This window comes from Azospirillum sp. ST 5-10, assembly GCF_051225715.1.
GTDB lineage: Bacteria > Pseudomonadota > Alphaproteobacteria > Azospirillales > Azospirillaceae > Azospirillum.
The window spans coordinates 26,009-43,208 of record NZ_JBPJSP010000024.1; the positions used below are offsets into that span (position 1 = coordinate 26,009).

Sequence of the window (17,200 nt, forward strand, 5' to 3'; positions counted from 1 at the left end):
CCGGCGATGAGCGAGCGTGCCTGGTCGCTGCGCCGCCGCCTGCTGCTGTGGCTGCTGGCGCCGATGCTGGTGCTGTGCGGCGCCATGCTGGTCGACTCCCACATCGGCGCCCTGGAGGCGGCCGACCGCGCGTACGACCGCCTGCTCGCGGCCTCCGCCCTGGCAATCGCCGAACGGATCATCATCGGCGACGAGGGACCGGAGGTCGACCTGCCGTACGTCGCGCTGGAGATGCTCGGTTCCACCGCCCAGGACCGGGTCTACTACCGCATCACCGGGCCGGACGGCCGGGTCGTCACCGGGTATCCCGACCTGCCCGAGCCGACGGCGGCGCGGACAGCCCTGGAACCCACCTTCTTCGACGAGACCTACCGCGGCGAGACCGTGCGCATGGCCGTCCTGGAGCAACCGGTTCTGTCCAACGGGGCCGGCGGCCGCTTCGTCGTCGCGGTGGCCCAGACACGTGGCGAACGCAACCGTCTGGCCGAGGCGCTGGTGCTGCGCAGCGCCGAGCGTTATGGCCTGCTGATCGCGGTCACCGGAATCGTCGCGTGGGTCGCCGTGACCCGCGGCCTGGCACCGCTGCACCGCCTGCGCGACGCCATCCGCGCCCGCGCGCCCGACGATCTGGCGCCGCTGCGCAGCGACGTGCCGGGCGAGGTGAGCGACCTGGTCGGCGCCATCAACCAGTTCATGGCCCGCCTCGGTGCCAGCCTGGCCGCCATGGAACGCTTCATCGCCGACGCCTCGCACCAGCTTCGCACGCCCCTCGCCAGCCTGCGCACCCAGGCGGAGCTCGCCCTGCGCGCCGGCGGCGAGGCGGAGCTGCGCGACGCCGTCGGGCGGATGCTCGTCAGCACCCGGCGCACCAGCCGACTGGCCGCGCAGTTGCTGACCCACGCCCGCGCGACCGGTGGTGGCAGCGAGGACAGTTGGCAGACCCTCGACCTCGCCGCCGTGGTGGCCGACGTGGCGCGCGGCTGTGTGCCGGCCGCCGCCGCCCGCGATGTCGACCTCGGCGTCGAGCGCGCCGACACCGGTGCCACCGTCGCCGGCGACGAGGTGCTTTTGCGCGAGATGACCAAGAACCTGATCGACAATGCGGTGCGCCACGGCCGCGCCGGCGGCGTGGTGAACCTGCGCACCGAACGCGCCGACGGCGGCTGGGTCCGCCTGGAGGTGGAGGACGACGGTCCCGGCATCGCCGAAGCCGAAAGGGCGCGCGTGTTCGAGCGTTTCTACCGCATCCCCGGCAGCGGCGAGGGAAGCGGCCTCGGACTCGCCATCGTCCGTCAGATCGCGGCGCGCCACGGCGGCCGGGTCACCCTCGGCACCGGCCGCGGCGGCCATGGGCTTCTGGTGCGGGTCGACCTGCCCCACGCCGCCGGCACGCCGGAGTTCGCGCGATGATCGCCCGCCGCCGGCTGCTCGCCCTCGCGCTGTCCTGTCTTGTGCCGGCCCCCCGGCCGGCGGCGGCGGCCACCGCCTATTACCCCGCGGCCGGCCCGGAGCCGGGGCGGGCGCTGGAGATCCACGGCGCCACCGACATCGAGGCCATGGATCCGGTGATCCGCAGCTTCCGCGAGGCTCATCCCGACGTCGCCGTCACCTACGAGGATCTCAACACCTACGAGCTGCACGAGGCGTTCCTGGCCGATGCGGCGGCCGGGCGGCGCGGTCCCGACCTGGTGCTCAGCTCGGCCATGGACCTGCAGATCAAGCTGGTCAACGACGGCCACGCCCAGCCCTACGAATCGCCCGAGACCGCCGCCCTGCCGGGCTGGGCCACCTGGCGCAACGAGGCCTTCGGCTTCACGTCGGAGCCGGTGGTGTTCGTCTACAACCGGGAGAAGCTCGCCCCGGCCGAGATCCCCCGCTCGCGCTGGGAGCTGGCCGAGCTGCTGCGTCGCCAGCCCGAGCGCTTCCGCGGCCGGGTCGGCACCTACGACGTGCTGCGCAGTGGCGTCGGCTACCTCTTCGTAACCCAGGACAGCAAACAGTCGCCGGCCATCTGGGACCTGGCGCGGGAGTTCGGCGGTGTCGACGTCCGGCTCTACGACCGCACGGCCGACGTGGTCGAGGCCGTCGCGCGCGGCGACCTGCTGATCGGCTATAACATGCTGGGCGCTTACGCCCGCGCCATCGCCGACCGCGACGACCGGGTCGGCATCGTCCTGCCCGAGGACTACACGCTGGTGATGTCGCGCACCGCCTTCATTCCGCGCGGCGCGCCTCATCCCGACACCGCACGCCTGTTCCTCGACCATCTGCTCTCCGAGCGCGGCCAGCGCATCATCGCCGGCCCCTCGCACCTCTACGCCATCCACCCCGCCGTCGACGGTCCGACCACCCTGCGCGCCGTCGAGGCCACGGCGCCGGGACCGTTGCGGCCGATCCGCATGGGGCCGGGCCTGCTCGTCTATCTCGACGACAGCAAGCGGCGCCTGTTCCTGCGCCAGTTCCTCGGCGCGATCGAACGGCCCTGAGGAACCGCGTATCGGTCGCCCGCCCCGGAAGGGAGGGTTCAGGGTGCCTCGGTCGGCGGCGGACGGGCCCGGTCGACGTGACCCAGCGGCTTGTCCGGGGCGATGCGGTCGCGCACGCGCTGCTTCAGCTCGGTGATCTCGGGGAAGCGTCCCTCGCCCTTGCGCGACCACAGGACCGCCCCGCCCTCGCGCACCTCGAAGACGCCGCCGCTGCCCGGCACCAGGGTGACGCCGCCGAGCTCCTCCTCGAAGGTGGACAGCAGCTCCTGCGCCATCCAGGCGGCGCGCAGCAGCCAGCGGCATTGGCGGCAATATTCGATCTCGAGGCGGGGGCGGTCGGCCATCTCCCGGGCTCCCTCAGAGGGCCGCCGCCGCGACCGGCGGCAGCGCCTCGAAGGCCGGCCGGGCGAAGTGGTATCCCTGCATGAGGGTGACGCCGAGGTCGCCGAGCGCCGTCGCCTCGTCGCGCGTCTCCACCCCTTCGGCCACGGGCACGATGCCGAGGTCGCGGCAGACGCTGAGCACGCCCTTGACGATGGCGCGCCGCACCGGGTCGGCGTCGATGCCGCGCGTCAGCTCCATGTCGAGCTTGATGATGTCGGGGCGGAACTCGGCCAGCAGGTTCAGGCCGGAATAGCCGGAGCCGAAATCGTCGATGGCGGTGAGGAAGCCCTGCCGGCCGTATTCGGCAAAGATCGCCTGCAGGTGCGCCCGGTCGAGGACGCGCTCGCCCTCGGTGACCTCGAAGATGATGCGGTCGGTGGGCAGGGCGAAGCGCTCGGCCGCCGCCAGGGTGGCGCGCAGGCACGCCGCCGGCTCGTAGACGGCGTTGGGCAGGAAATTGATGCTGAGGTGGGAGGTCATGCCGAGCCGGGCGGCCAGCTCGATGGCCTTGGTGCGGCAGGCCTGGTCGAAGGCGTAGCGGTTGGCGTCGGTGACGGCGCCCAGCACCACGCCCGCCCCCTGCCCCTGGCGCCCGCGCACCAGCGCCTCGTGGGCCCACACCGTGCCGCTGCCGACGTCGACGATCGGCTGGAAGGCCATGGAGAAGTCGAGGTCGAGCGCCTCGGCGCAGCGGCCGCCGCAGCCGGCCGCCGGCCGGCCCCCCCGTTCATCGTGCCCCATGCCACCTCCGAGAAATGAGGGGCTGCATATGGGGACACCGTCCGGGGAGGACCAGGGGCGATCCGCCGGCCGCGGCGGGCGGCGGTCACGCCTCGGCGAACAGCCGCTTCAGCTTGGGCAGGATGCCGGCGCGGTAGCGCGAGCCGCTGAAGGTGCCGTAGTGGCCGACGCCCTCCTGCAGGTGGTGGTCCTTCATCGACGCCGGCAGGTTGCGCAGCAGGGCGTGCGCGGCGACCGTCTGGCCGGGGGCGCAGATGTCGTCCTTCTGGCCCTCCACCGTCAGCAGCCGCACGCCGTCGATGGCCGCCGGATCGACCGTGCGGCCGCGCCAGGCGAAGCGGCCGTGGGCGAGGTCGCGGCGCTGGAACACGCGGTCGATGGTCTCCAGGTAGAACTCGGCCGTGAGGTCGAGCACCGCCAGGTACTCGTCGTAGAAATCGGTGATCCGCTCCGCCGCGTCGCCGTCCATCATCGACAGGTGCTGGAACAGGTCGAGGTGCTGCTTCACGTGGCGGTCGATCTGCGTCGACATGAAGCCGGCGAGTTGCACCATGCCGGGATAGACGCGGCGGAAGCGGCCGGGGTAGCGCGACGGCACGCGGTGGATCAGCTTGCGCTCGAACGACTGCAGGCTGTGCTTCAGGGCGAAGCGCGTCACCTCGGTCTCGGCGGCGCCCGGATCGATCGGGCCGGACATCAGCGCCAGGCTGTGCGGCAGGCCGGGCGAGCCGTCCTCGCTCATCAGCGCCACCGCCGCCAGCACCGGCACGCAGGGCTGGCACACCGCCAGCGCCGCGTACGGACCGCCGGAACCGACGAAGTCGAGGATCGCCAGGGTATAGTCGATGTACTCGTCGAGGCCGAAGCGCCCCTCGGCCAGCGGCACCCGCTTGGCGTCGGTCCAGTCGGTGATGAACACCTCGTGCTCGCCCAGCAGGGATTCCACCGTGCCGCGCAGCAGGGTCGCGTGGTGTCCCGACAGCGGCGCGAAGATCAGCACCCGCGGCGCGTCCGGCCGCTCGGCGGGAAAGCGCAGCAGGTTGCAGAAGGGGCGCCGCCAGACGACCTCCTCCGCCACCGCCAGCCCGAAGGCGGGCTTGTCGTAGGTGCGCGTCACCCGTTCCAGCAGGCCGAACCCGGCGGCGTAGAGCCGCGCCGCCTCGCCCAGGGGCGCCAGATGGGGCGGCAGGTGGCGGACCGGCTGCAGCATCGTCTGTCCCAGCTGCCCCGCCCAGTTCATGGGCGCGAAGAGTGCCTGCCGGGTGAGGTCGTGGAGTTCGTACAGCATTCTTGTCGCGTCGGGTTGTGGAAGGGGGGAGGGAGGGGAACGTTTCGGTAGGGCCTCAAACAGTTTGTTGATCCAACATATAGGCTGCCATACCAGAGAGTAAAGGGTCGGATCCCGCTTTCGGCGTATGCCTGTGTTGCGCTGCACGCTGGTTTCCGCGCCGCCGCAATGACCCAGCGCATGGCCCCGACTCCGGTGCGGGTTCATGGTCAACGCCGTTTGCGCCGCACCGTTCCCCCCTGGACCGGAGACACTGCCATGCGTGCCGCCCCCCTCCTCGGCTGCCTCGCCGCGCTCGGCGTCGGCGTCGGCGGCTACGCCTACTGGAGCGACCAGCAGGCCCGCCAGGTTCCGGCCGGACTCGCCGCCGCCAACGGCCGCATCGAGGTCGAGCGGGTCGACATCGCCACCAAGCTGGCCGGACGGGTCGCCGGCATCGCCGTGCGCGAGGGCGATGCGGTGGCCGCCGGCGCGGTGGTGGCACGCATGGACACGGTGGAGCTGGAGGCCGGCCTGCTGGCGGCGCGGGCGGCGGTGCGCCGGGCCGCCGCCGCCATCGGCAAGGCGGAGGCGGAGGTCGCCATCCGCGAGGCCGAGGCGACGCTCGCCGAGGTCGAGCTGAAGCGGGCGGTCGAGCTGGAACGCCGCGCCGCCGGCCCGGCCGCCGACGTCGACCGCCGGCGCGCCCAGGCGGCGGTGGCCGAGGCCAACATCCAGGGCGCGCGCGCCGACGTCGTCGACGCCCGCGCCGCCCGCGAGGCCGCCGAGGCCGAGGTGGCGCAGCTCGAGGCGACCATCGCCGACATGACCCTGACCGCCCCGGTGGCGGGCCGCGTCGAGTACCGCCTCGCCCAGCCCGGCGAGGTCCTCGCCGCCGGCGGCCGGGTGGTCACGCTCCTCGACCTGCACGACGTCCACATGACCGTCTTCCTGCCGACCGGCGAGGCCGGGCGGGTGGCGCTGGGCTCGCAGGCCCGCATCGTCCTCGACGCCGCGCCGTCCTACGTGGTGCCCGCCGCCGTGTCGTTCGTCGCCGCCGAGGCCCAGTTCACGCCGAAGGCGGTGGAGACCGCCAACGAGCGGGAGAAGCTGATGTACCGGGTCAAGCTCGCCATCGACCCCGCGCTCCTGGAGACCTACCGCGCCTACGTGAAGGCGGGGCTCACCGGCATGGCCTATGTGCGGACCGACCCCGACGCGCCCTGGCCGGACCGCCTGCAGACCCGCCTGCCGCCGGCGCCGGGCGAGGCCGCCGGGCGGGAGGCCGGCGATGCCCGCTGAATCCGCCGCCGTCACCTTGGACGGCGTGAGCCACCGCTACGGCCGGATCACGGCGCTCGACGGCGTGACGCTGGCGCTCCCGGCCGGCGCGGCGCTGGCGGTGGTCGGCCCCGACGGGGTCGGCAAGTCGACCCTGCTCGGCCTGATGGCGGGGGTGCGGCGGGTGCAGGCGGGCACCGTGCGGGTGCTGGACGGCGACATGGCGTCGGCCCGCCACCGCGACCGGGTGGCGCCGCGCATCGCCTACATGCCGCAGGGGCTGGGGCGCAACCTCTACCCCACCCTGTCGGTCACCGAGAACGTCGACTTCTTCGCCCGCCTCTACGGCCAGCCGGCGGCGGAGCGGCGGGCCCGCATCGCCCGGCTGCTCGACGCCACCGGGCTGGCCGCCTTCCCCGACCGGCCCGCCGGCAAGCTGTCGGGCGGCATGAAGCAGAAGCTGGCCCTGTGCTGCGCCCTGGTCCACGACCCCGACCTGCTGGTGCTGGACGAGCCGACCACCGGCGTCGACCCGCTGTCGCGCCGCCGCTTCTGGCAGCTCATCGACACGATCCGCGGCGAGCGGCCCGGCATGACCGTCGTCGTCGCCACCGCCTACATGGAGGAGGCCGAGCGCTTCGAGCGCCTGGTCGCCGTCGACGCCGGGCGCATCCTCGCCGCCGGCACGACGGCCGAGGTGCTGGCGGCGACCGGCGCCGCCACCCTGGAGGCCGCCTTCGCCGCCCTGCAGGACCCCGCGGGCGCCGCCGCGGCCGGGCCGCCGGTGCTGCCGCCGCGCCGCCCGGCGGCGGGGCCGCCGGCCATCGTCGCCGAGGGGCTGACCCGCCGCTTCGGCGCCTTCACCGCCGTCGACCGCGTCAGCTTCCGCATCGAGCGGGGGGAGATCTTCGGCTTCCTCGGCTCCAACGGCTGCGGCAAGACCACCACCATGAAGATGCTGACCGGGCTGCTGCCGGCCAGCGAGGGCCGGGCCGAGCTGCTGGGCCGGCCGGTGGCGGCCGGCGACCTGGCGACGCGCCTGCGCGTCGGCTACGTCTCGCAGTCCTTCTCCCTCTACGAGGAGCTGTCGGTGCGGGCGAACCTGGACCTGCACGCCCGCCTCTACCGCGTCCCGGCGCCGCAGGTCGCGGCGCGCACCGCCGAGGCGCTGGAGCGCTTCGGCCTGGCGTCCGTCGCCGACGCCCGCCCGGCGGCGCTGCCGCTCGGCATGCGCCAGCGCCTCCAGCTCGCCGCCGCCTGCCTGCACCGGCCCGAGGTGCTGATCCTCGACGAACCGACATCGGGCGTCGACCCGGCGGCGCGCGACATGTTCTGGCGCCACCTCGGCGCCCTGTCGCGCCAGGACGGGGTGACGATCTTCGTCTCCACCCATTTCATGAACGAGGCCGAGCGCTGCGACCGCATCTCGCTGATGCACGCCGGGCGCACCCTGGCCGTCGGCACCCCCGCCGAGATCCGCGCCGGCGCCGGCGCGGCGACCTTGGAGGACGCCTTCGTCGCCCACCTCCGCGACGCGACCGGGGAGGCGCCGGCGCCGACCGCCGTCACGGCGGCCGTGCCGGCGACCGATGGGCCGGCGGCCGGTGGGCCGGCGATCGGGCGGACCGGCCTCGGCGCCTCGCTCGGCCGCCTGCTGGCCTTCGCCCACCGCGAGGCGCTGGAGATCCTGCGCGACCCGGTGCGGGTCGCCTTCGCCCTGCTCAGTCCGCTGCTCCTCCTGGTCACCTTCGGCTACGGCATCAGCTTCGACGTCGAGGACCTGCCGTTCGCCGTGTTCGACCGCGACCGCAGCCCGGAAAGCCGCCAGTTCGTCGAGAGCTTCGCCGGCTCCCGCTACTTCGACCAGCGCGCGCCGGCCGCCACCGAGGCCGAGGTCGACCGCCGGCTGCGGTCGGGCGAGCTCCGCCTCGTCATCGCCATCCCCCCCGGCTTCGGCCGCGACCTGCTGCGCGGCCACCGGCCCGAGGTGGGAATCCTCCTCGACGGCGCCATGCCGTTCCGCGCCGAGACGACGCGCGGCTACGTCGACGGCATCGTGCTGTCCTACCTGCAGGACCTGTCGCGGCGGACCACCGGCGAGGAGACCGCCCTCACCCCGGTCCGGGTCGAGCCGCGCTACCGCTACAACCAGGACTTCCGCAGCGCCGTGGCGATCACGCCGGGCGTCATCATGGTGCTGCTGATCATGATCCCGCCCATGCTGACCGCGCTCGGCGTGGTGCGCGAGCGCGAGATCGGCTCCATCGCCAACCTGCAGTCCTCCCCCGCCACGGTGGGCGAGTTCCTGGTGGGCAAGCAGATGCCCTACCTCGCCATCGGCTTCCTCAGCTTCCTGTCGCTGACCGGGCTGGCGGGCGTGCTGTTCGGGGTCACCGTGACCGGCTCCTTCGCGGCGCTGGCCCTCGGCGCGGCGCTCTACGTCTTCGCCGGGACGGCGTTCGGCCTGCTGGTGTCGACCCTGGTGCGCACCCAGGTGGCGGCGATCCTCGTCACCGCCATCCTGTGCACGGTGCCGGCCGTCAACTTCTCCGGCTTCCTCTATCCCGCGGCGACCCTGGAGGGAGCCGGGCGGGTGATCGGCCGCGGCTTTCCCGCGCTGTGGTTCCAGGACGTGGCGCTCGGCGCCTTCGCCAAGGCCCGGCCGTTCGCCGACCTCTCCCTCGATTTCCTGGTCCTCGCCGCCTTCGGCCTCGTCTTCCTGGCGGCGGCCAGCCGGCTCCTCAAGAAGCAGGAGGCGTGAGTCATGGGCCGGTCGCTCGCCACCGTCTTCCGCCTCGGCCTCAAGGAGCTGGCCAGCCTCGCCGCCGACCGCGCGCTGGTGGTGCTGATCCTCTACGTCTTCACCGTGTCGGTCTACACCATCTCCACCGGCGTCAAGACCGACGTCAGCGACGCCACCGTCGCCGTCGTCGACGGCGACCGCTCGGTGCTCTCGGGACGCCTGCGCGACGCCCTGCTCGCGCCCTACTTCCGCACCCCCGTGGTGGTCGACCGCGCCGCCGTGGACGGGCTGATGGACCGCGGCGCCTTCACCTTCGTCCTCGACATCCCGCCGGGGTTCGAGGCCGACACGCTGCGCGGCCGCCGGCCGGCGCTCCAGCTCGCCATCGACGCCACGGCGATGACCCAGGCCGGCGTCGGCGGCGCCTACATCCAGTCCATCGTGCAGGACGAGGCCGCCGCCTTCCTCCAGGAGCGCGGCGCCGCCGCCCTGCCGGTGGCGCCGGTGGCGCGGGCCTACTTCAACCCGAACCTCGAGCGGGTGTGGTTCCAGTCGATCATGGCGGTGATGGACCACATCACCATCCTGTCGGTGCTGCTGGTGGGCGCCGCCGTCATCCGCGAGCGCGAGCACGGCACCATCGAGCATCTGCTGGTCATGCCGGTGCGCCCCGCCGAGATCGCCGCCGCCAAGATCTGGGCGAACGGCCTGGTCATCCTGGCGGCGGCGGGCCTGTCGGTGCGGGTGATGGTGCAGGGCGTGCTGGGGGTGCCCATCGAGGGGTCGCTCGCCCTGTTCCTGGCCGGGGCCGCGGTCTATCTGTTCGCCACCACGTCGCTTGGCATCCTGCTGGCGACGGTCGCCCGCTCCATGCCGCAGTTCGCGCTGCTGGCGATCCCGGTGTTCCTCGTCCTCAACCTGCTCTCCGGCGCCTCGACGCCGCTCGAGAGCATGCCGGGGGTCCTGCAGGCGGCGATCCAGGCCTCGCCCACCGTGCACTTCGTGAAGCTCGCCCAGGCCGTCCTCTACCGCGCCGCCGGACTCGACGTGGTGTGGCCCCAGCTCCTCGTCCTCGCCGCCCTCGGCGGCGTCTTCCTGGCGGCGGCCCTGGCGCGCTTCCGGACGATGCTCGCCAGCGCGCAGGGATGAGGCCGCCCAAGAAGAACACGCTTCGCTGAGGCGTTGTCCTTTTCCTGCAACTTGCACTGCAAAATGCGAATTATTCAGTATTCGATGGGTTGATTTATGTCATAACAAATTCAGCGGATGAGTGCTATTCACCAACACCCATACCGGATTTTCAAAGGGCCGCACACGCGGCAAAGAACGGAACGGACGGGGGCCGTCATGCGAAGCGATCGACTGAAGGTGGCGCAGCGGGTGGTGCTGGGCCAGGGCTTGCTGCTGCTGCTGCTGCTCGCCCTCGCCGGCAGCGGGATGCTTGCGCTGATGACCGTGGGCGACCAGTTCACGAGCTACCGCGCCACCGCCCGCGACTCGAACCTCGCCAGCAGCGTCGACATCGAGATCGCCGCGGCGCGGCTGGCGGCGAAGGACTTCCTCCTCACCGGACAAAAGACCGACGCCGACCGGGTGGCCGAGCGGATCGCCGCGGTGCGCGGACTGCTGGACACCGCCGACCGGGAATTCCACGACGCCGACCGGCGCCGCCTGCTCGCCGAGACGAGCCAGACCCTGGCGACCTACGCCGACACCTTCGGCCGGGTCGTCGCCGCCAACGACCGCGCCCGGGCCGTCGCCGCCGACCGTCTCGACATCAACGGGCCGTGGCTCGAGCAGGCCCTCACGCGGATCATGGACGCGGCCAACCGCGACGGCGACGCGACGGTCGCCTACCGCGCCGGCCTCGGTCTGCGGGCGCTGATGCTCGCCCGGATGTACTCCTTGCGCTTCGACACCCGGCGCGACGACGCGACGGCCGCGCGGGTGGAGAGCGAGTTCACCGCCTTCGCCATGGTGCTGGACCAGCTCCGCCAGGCGTTGACCGACCCCGAGCGGGGCAAGGCGCTGGCCGAGATCGCCGACACCTTCGCCACCTACCGCGCCGGTTTCGCCGAGAAGGCCGACGCCCTCAAGGCGATGGAGACCCTGGTGTCGAAGACCCTCGGTCCGGCCGGTGCCCGCATCACCGAACTGGCGCGCACGATCCGCACCGACCTGAAGGCGACGCAGGACACCATCGGCCCGGCGGCGACCGCGGCGATCGGCCGGGCCGAGGCCGTCCAGCTGGCGCTCGGGGTGCTGGCTCTGCTCATCGGCATCGGCGCGTCGCTCATGGTGGCGCGGTCCATCACCCGCCCCCTGACGGCCATCACCACGGCGATGCGCACCCTGGCCGACGGCGACCTGGACGCCACGGTGCCCCATCTCGACCACCGGGACGAGATCGGCGCCATGGCCCGCACCGTCGAGGTGTTCAAGGCCAACGCCCTGGAGCGGCAGCGCCTGGAGGCGGAGCAGGCGGCCGAGCGGACCGCCCGCGAGCGCCGCGCCGCCGCCCTGGAGCGGCTGATGGCCGACTTCGAGGCCGAGGTGCAGGGCATGGTGGCGCAGCTCGGCTCCGCCAGCGTGCAGATGAAGGGGGCGGCGCAATCCATGTCGGCGCTCTCGGCGCAGACCAACCAGCAGGCGGTCGCCGTCGCCGGCGCCGCCGAGGAGGCCTCGGCCAACGTGCAGACCGTGGCGACGGCGGCCGAAGAGCTGTCGAGCTCGATCGCCGAGATCTCCCGCCGGGTGGCCGAGAGCGCGCGCATCTCCGGCGAGGCCGAGGCCGAGGCGGAGCGCACCAACGCCATCGTCGAATCCCTGTCCGGCGCCACCGCGCGCATCGGCGACGTCGTCAGCCTGATCAACGACATCGCCAGCCAGACCAACCTGCTGGCGCTCAACGCCACCATCGAGGCGGCGCGCGCCGGCGAGGCCGGCAAGGGCTTCGCCGTGGTGGCCAGCGAGGTCAAGGCTCTGGCCACCCAGACCGGCCGCGCCACCGAGGAGATCTCCGGCCAGATCCAGCAGGTGCAGGAAGCGGCGGGGCAGGCGGTGACGGCGATCCGCACCATCGCCCACACCATCGCCCGGATCAACGACATCGCCACCGCCATCGCCTCGGCGGTGGAGGAGCAGGGGGCGGCCACCCAGGAGATCGCCCGCAACGTCCAGCAGGCGGCCCACGGCACCCAGGAGGTCAGCACCACCATCGTCGGCGTCCGTCAGGCGGCGGCGGAAACCGGCGCCGCCGCCGGCCAGGTGCTGGCCGCCGCCGGCGGGGTCGAGAGCCAGTCGGCCTCGCTGACCGCCGAGGTCGGCCGCTTCCTCGAGGCGGTGAAGGCCGCCTGAACCCGGGCGCCGGGCGGCCGAGGGGCTTGCCACGGCGCCCGCGCCGGGCGAAAACCCGGCAACCGGGGGCCGCGCACCGCGGCCCCCACGGGCATGGAGGGAGGAAGGCCCTGGCGACCATCGCGGAAGCCTTGAGCCTGGCGCTGGAGCATCATCTGGCCGGCCGGCTGGCGGAGGCCGAGATCCTCTACGGCCGGATCCTCGACGCGGAGCCGCGCCAGCCCGACGCGCTGCACCTGCTGGGCGTGCTGGCCGGCCAGACCGGCCGGCCGGACCGGGCGGCGGCGCTGATCGGCGAGGCGATGGCGTTGCGGCCGGACACCGCCGACTACCCGTCCAACCTCGGCAACGCGCTGGCCGCCGCCGGCCGGCCGGCGCCGGCCGCCGCCGCCTACCGCCGCGCCCTGGCGCTCGCGCCGGCCGGCGCGGCGTGCTGGGGCGGGCTGGGCATCGTCCTGCACCAGCACGGCGACGACGGCGCCGCGGTCGCCGCCCTGGAGCGGGCGGCGCGGCTCGACCCGGACGACGCGGCGAGCGCCGGCCGCGCGGCGCTGCTGCTGCACCGGCGCGGCCTCGCGGAGCGGGACGCGGGACGGCGGGCCGCGGCGGCGGCGGTGCTGCGGCGCGCGGTGGGCCTGCGCCCCGACGAGGCCGACCTGCGGTTCGACGCCGCCCACGCCGCCCACGCCGCCGGCGACCGGGCGGCGGCGGAGGGGCACCTGCAGCGCGCGCTGGCGCTGCGTCCCGACCACGCGGACGCCTGGGTCAACCTCGGCGGGCTGCGGCAGGACACCGGCCGGCCGGGCGAGGGCGTGCGCGCCTGCCGGCGGGCGCTGGCCCTGCAGCCCGAGGACGTCGCCGCCCGGGTGAACGCCGCCGCCGCCTACGACCGGCTCGGCCAGCACGGGATGGCGGCGGCGGCCTGCCGCCGCGCCCTCGCCCTCGACCCGGCGCACGCCGGCGCCCTCAGCAACCTGGCCGGCGCCGCCGCGGCCGGCGGCCGGGTGGAGGCGGCCGTCGCGCTGCTGCGCCGCGCCCTGGCGCTGCGGCCGGACGACCGGGAGCTCCACAGCCGCTATCTCTGCACCCTGCTCTACCGCACCGGTCAGGACGGCGCCGGGCTGCTGGCGGAGTCGCGGCGGTGGGCGGCTCGCTTCGCCACGCCGGAGCCGCTGCCGCCGCCGGACACGCCGGCGGACACGCTGGAGGACCCGGGGCGGCGGCTGCGCGTCGGCTTCGTGTCCGGCGACTTCCGCAACCACGCCTTCGCGTTCTACCTGGAGCCGCTGTTCGGCGCCTTCGACCGTACGGTGCTGGAGCTGGTCCTCTATTCGACCGTCACCGCGCCGGACGCGACGACCCTGCGGTTCCGCGCCCTGGCCGACCGCTGGCGCGACGCCGCCGGGCTGGACGACGAGGAGCTGGCCCGCCAGGTGCGCCACGACGGCGTCGACGTCCTCGTCGACCTCGGCTCCCACACCGCGGGCAACCGGCTGGGCGTTTTCGCGCGGCGTCCGGCCCCGGTGCAGGCGACCACCGCGGTCAACGTCGTCACCACCGGACTCGACCGCTTCGACGCCTGCATCACCGACCGCTTCCTCGCCCCGCCGGGGGAGGAGGCGCATTACGCCGAACCGCTCCTGCGGCTGCCGCGCTTCTCCTGGGCGTACCGGGGCCCGCCCGAAGCGCCGGAGGTGGCACCGCCGCCGGCGCTGCGCAACGGCTTCGTCACCTTCGGCTCCTTCAACAACCTGAGCAAGCTGACCGAGGAGACGGCGGCCCTGTGGGCGCGGGTGCTGCACGCGGTGCCGGGGGCGCGCCTCCTCATGAAGTACATGGCGATGCGCGATCCCGACACGCGGGCCCGGGTCGCCGGCCTGTTCGGGCGGCTCGGCGTCGCCGACCGGCTGGAGCTGCGCCCGCCGCCCGCCGGCCTGCGCGCCCATCTCGCCGACTACGGCGACGTCGACATCGCGCTGGATTCCTTTCCCTACAACGGCCACACCACGACCTGCGAGGCCCTGTGGATGGGCGTTCCCGTGCTCGTGCTGGCCGCCCGCCCGCACGAGCTGGGCGTCGCCCGGGTCGGCGAGGCGATGCTGGCCAACGCCGGCCTGGCCGACCTGATCGCCGGCGACGCCGACGCCTTCGTCGCCAAGGCGGTGGCGCTGGCCGGGGACGCCGCGGCGCTGGCCGTCCGGCGCGCCGGGCTGCGGGCGCAGGTCGCCGCCTCGCCGCTCGGCGACGTGCCGGCCCTCGCCCGCGCCTACGAGGGCGCCTTCCGGGCGTTGTGGCGCCGCCGGCGCCGGTCCGCTTAAGCAGAGGTCCGCTTAGGCAGAGATCACCGTCCCGGCCGCCCAAGCGGCGCGACATGTTGCGTCGCAGCGCCGTAACATTGTTTCCCGTCTTAACCCACGCTTTACACTTAAAAGTGATTCCTATGACGAAAGGTCCAATCTCTTTGGTTGGGCTTTGCGGGGAATCCATAGACAGTGGGAAAGGACGATGGCGGGGATCGATCGATTCAAGGTTGCACATCGGGTGTTTCTGAGTCAGGGCGTGCTGGTTCTGCTCCTGCTCGCCATGCTGGGCGGCGGCCTCGCCGCGCTGACGACGGCCGCCGGCAACTTCGACGGGTACCGGGACACGGCGCGCGACAGCAGTCTCGCCGGCACCATCCAGATCGAGATCGCCGGGGCACGCATGGCCGCCAAGGACTTCCTGCTGAGCGCCGACCGCACGGACGCCGAGCGGGTCGGCGCGGCGCTCGCCGCCATCCGCACCAGCCTCGCCAGCGCCGACCGCCAGTTCGGCGATGCCGGCCGGCGGGCCCGCCTGGCGGAGATGGAGCGCACGGTCGCCGTCTTCGCCGACGCCTTCGAACGGATCGGCGCGCTCACCGCCGCCTCGGAGGCGATCGCCGCCGAGAAGCTGCGTCCCAGCGCGCCGGTCGTCGAGCGCGCCCTCGCCACGGTCAAGGACGCCGCCGGCCGCGACGAGGCCGCCCATCGCGCCGGCGAGGCCCTGCGGTCGCTGCTGTCGGCGCGCATGGGCGTCTTCCGCTACCAGATCCGCCGCGACGACGCCTCCGCCGCGGCGGTGGAAAAAGACCTCGACGCGGTCGCCGCGGCGCTGGCCGACCTGCGCGCTGTGGTCGCCGATCCGCCGCGCCGCGCCGCCGTCGCCGACGCGGAGGCCGCGCTGGCCCGCTACCGCGCCGGCTTCGCCGAGCGGGTGCGTGCGCTGCGCGAGGTGCAGTCCCTGGTCTCCGGCACGCTCGAGCCGAGCGGCGCGCGCGTCGGCGCGCTCGGCGAGGAGATCCGCGAGTCCCTGCGCGAGGAGCAGAGGACGCTGGGCCCCGCCGCCGAACAGGCCAACCGCCGCGCCCAGGTCACCCTGACCGCCCTCGGCTTGGCCGCGCTGCTGCTGGGCGGCGGCGCGGCGTTCATCGTCGCCCGCTCGCTCACCCGGCCGATCCAGGGCGTCACCGGGGCGATGGACGCCCTCGCCGCCGGCACCCTCGACGTCGCCGTCCCCCACACCGGCCGTCGCGACGAGATCGGCGCCATGGCCCGCGCCGTCGAGGTGTTCAAGGCCAACGGCCTGGAACGGCGGCGCCTGGAGGCGGAGCAGGCGGCCGAGCGGACCGCCCGCGAGCGCCGCGCCGCCGCCCTGGAGCGGCTGATGGCCGACTTCCAGGGCAGCGTCCACGGGCTGGTGGCGCAGCTCGGCTCGGCCAGCGCGCAGATGAAGGGGGCGGCGCAGTCCATGTCGGCGCTGTCCGACCGCACCAGCGGTCAGGCGGTCACCGTCGCCGGCGCCGCCGAGCAGGCCTCGGCCAACGTGCAGACCGTGGCGACGGCGGCCGAGGAGCTGTCGAGCTCGATCGCCGAGATCTCCCGCCGGGTGGCCGAGAGCGCGCGCATCTCCGGCGAGGCCGAGGCCGAGGCGGAGCGCACCAACGCCATCGTCGAATCCCTGTCCGGCGCCACCGCGCGCATCGGCGACGTCGTCAGCCTGATCAACGACATCGCCAGCCAGACCAACCTGCTGGCGCTCAACGCCACCATCGAGGCGGCGCGCGCCGGCGAGGCCGGCAAGGGCTTCGCCGTGGTGGCCAGCGAGGTCAAGGCCCTGGCCACCCAGACCGGCCGCGCCACCGAGGAGATCTCCGGCCAGATCCAGCAGGTGCAGACGGCCTCCGGCAACGCCGTCGCGGCGATCCGCGGGATCACCGGCACCATCGCCCGGATCAACGACATCGCCGCCGCCATCGCCGCGGCGGTGGAGGAGCAGGGGGCCGCCACCCAGGAGATCGCCCGCAACATCCAGCAGGCGGCCCACGGCACCCAGCAGGTCACCGACACCATCGGCGAGGTCCGCCGGGCGGCCGCCGAGACGGGGACGTCGGCCGGCCAGGTGCTGGCCGCCGCCGGCGGGGTCGAGAGCCAGTCGGCCTCGCTGACCGCCGAGGTCGGCCGCTTCCTCGCGGCGGTGAAAGCGGCGTAGACCGAAAGGGCCGCCGCGGCGGCGCGGCGGCGCGGGCACAAACGGGTGGCTGCCGCGTTCTTCATGGCAGTGGAAACAACATAGAGCCCGACCCATGACCCAGCGCACCCGTGCCCTCACCCTCGCCTGCCTGCTGTTCGCTCTCCCCGTCGTCGCCGCCTGCGACAACGAGGGCCCCGCCGAGCAGGCGGGCGAGGAGATCGGCCGCAGCATCGACAACGCGGGGGAGAACGTCGGCGACGCCACCGACAACGCCGCCGATGGCCTCGGCGACGCCATGCAGGACGCCGGCGAGGCCATCGAGGACGCGGCGAACGACGCGCGGCGCTAGAGCAAGATCGCTTTTGGCCGATCCGGCCAAAAGCGTGAATCTTGCTCTAAAGGTTTGAATTTAGAGCGGGATTCACACTCCAGGGGATTCCACCTGGAGTG

General features: G+C 73.9%; 12 protein-coding genes. 9 read left to right on the forward strand and 3 right to left on the reverse strand.

Features of this window, described 5'->3' with window-relative positions; all coding sequences use genetic code 11:
• The first annotated feature begins 6 nt into the window (after window positions 1-6).
• Both ACSBPG_RS22730 and ACSBPG_RS22735 read left to right on the forward strand, forming a co-directional pair.
• On the forward strand, window positions 7-1,410 hold the full coding sequence (locus ACSBPG_RS22730) for a sensor histidine kinase (RefSeq protein ID WP_435539505.1): 1,404 nt from the start codon (window positions 7-9) through the stop codon (window positions 1,408-1,410).
• Complete coding sequence (locus ACSBPG_RS22735; protein WP_435539506.1) at window positions 1,407-2,486, forward strand: ABC transporter substrate-binding protein; 1,080 nt, start codon at window positions 1,407-1,409, stop codon at window positions 2,484-2,486. The genes ACSBPG_RS22730 and ACSBPG_RS22735 overlap by 4 nt, the downstream gene beginning before the upstream one ends.
• Window positions 2,487-2,524: 38 nt before the next feature.
• Here the strand turns inward: ACSBPG_RS22735 and ACSBPG_RS22740 are convergent, their stop codons facing one another.
• From ACSBPG_RS22740 to phaZ, 3 genes are all read right to left on the reverse strand, one after another.
• The gene (locus ACSBPG_RS22740; RefSeq protein WP_435539507.1) at window positions 2,525-2,830 is read right to left on the reverse strand and encodes a SelT/SelW/SelH family protein; all 306 of its coding nucleotides are present in this window, start codon (window positions 2,828-2,830) and stop codon (window positions 2,525-2,527) included.
• 13 nt (window positions 2,831-2,843) lie between these two features.
• Window positions 2,844-3,611, reverse strand: coding sequence for an EAL domain-containing protein (locus ACSBPG_RS22745; RefSeq protein WP_435539508.1), 768 nt, complete (start codon window positions 3,609-3,611; stop codon window positions 2,844-2,846).
• An 85-nt stretch (window positions 3,612-3,696) separates the two neighbouring features.
• The gene (phaZ, locus tag ACSBPG_RS22750) at window positions 3,697-4,899 is read right to left on the reverse strand and encodes a polyhydroxyalkanoate depolymerase (protein WP_435539509.1); all 1,203 of its coding nucleotides are present in this window, start codon (window positions 4,897-4,899) and stop codon (window positions 3,697-3,699) included.
• 258 nt (window positions 4,900-5,157) lie between these two features.
• Here phaZ and ACSBPG_RS22755 point away from each other — a divergent pair, with 258 nt between their 5' ends.
• The 7 genes from ACSBPG_RS22755 (at window position 5,158) to ACSBPG_RS22785 (ending at window position 17,099) form a co-directional block, all read left to right on the forward strand.
• Window positions 5,158-6,180 (forward strand): HlyD family secretion protein, encoded by a 1,023-nt coding sequence (locus ACSBPG_RS22755; protein ID WP_435539510.1) that lies wholly within the window; start codon window positions 5,158-5,160, stop codon window positions 6,178-6,180.
• Window positions 6,170-8,920, forward strand: a complete 2,751-nt coding sequence (rbbA, locus tag ACSBPG_RS22760) for a ribosome-associated ATPase/putative transporter RbbA (RefSeq protein ID WP_435539511.1) — start codon at window positions 6,170-6,172, stop codon at window positions 8,918-8,920. The genes ACSBPG_RS22755 and rbbA overlap by 11 nt, the downstream gene beginning before the upstream one ends.
• Before the next feature lie 3 nt (window positions 8,921-8,923).
• Window positions 8,924-10,051, forward strand: a complete 1,128-nt coding sequence (locus ACSBPG_RS22765; RefSeq protein ID WP_435539512.1) for an ABC transporter permease — start codon at window positions 8,924-8,926, stop codon at window positions 10,049-10,051.
• Window positions 10,052-10,249: 198 nt separating this feature from the next.
• The gene (locus ACSBPG_RS22770) at window positions 10,250-12,259 is read left to right on the forward strand and encodes a methyl-accepting chemotaxis protein (protein WP_435539513.1); all 2,010 of its coding nucleotides are present in this window, start codon (window positions 10,250-10,252) and stop codon (window positions 12,257-12,259) included.
• Window positions 12,260-12,390: 131 nt separating this feature from the next.
• The gene (locus ACSBPG_RS22775; protein ID WP_435539514.1) at window positions 12,391-14,577 is read left to right on the forward strand and encodes a tetratricopeptide repeat protein; all 2,187 of its coding nucleotides are present in this window, start codon (window positions 12,391-12,393) and stop codon (window positions 14,575-14,577) included.
• 223 nt (window positions 14,578-14,800) lie between these two features.
• The gene (locus tag ACSBPG_RS22780) at window positions 14,801-16,768 is read left to right on the forward strand and encodes a methyl-accepting chemotaxis protein (RefSeq protein ID WP_435539515.1); all 1,968 of its coding nucleotides are present in this window, start codon (window positions 14,801-14,803) and stop codon (window positions 16,766-16,768) included.
• Window positions 16,769-16,862: 94 nt separating this feature from the next.
• Window positions 16,863-17,099 carry a hypothetical protein gene (locus tag ACSBPG_RS22785; protein WP_435539516.1) on the forward strand — a complete coding sequence of 79 codons (237 nt, stop codon included), beginning with the start codon at window positions 16,863-16,865 and terminating at the stop codon, window positions 17,097-17,099.
• Window positions 17,100-17,200: the final 101 nt, after the last annotated feature.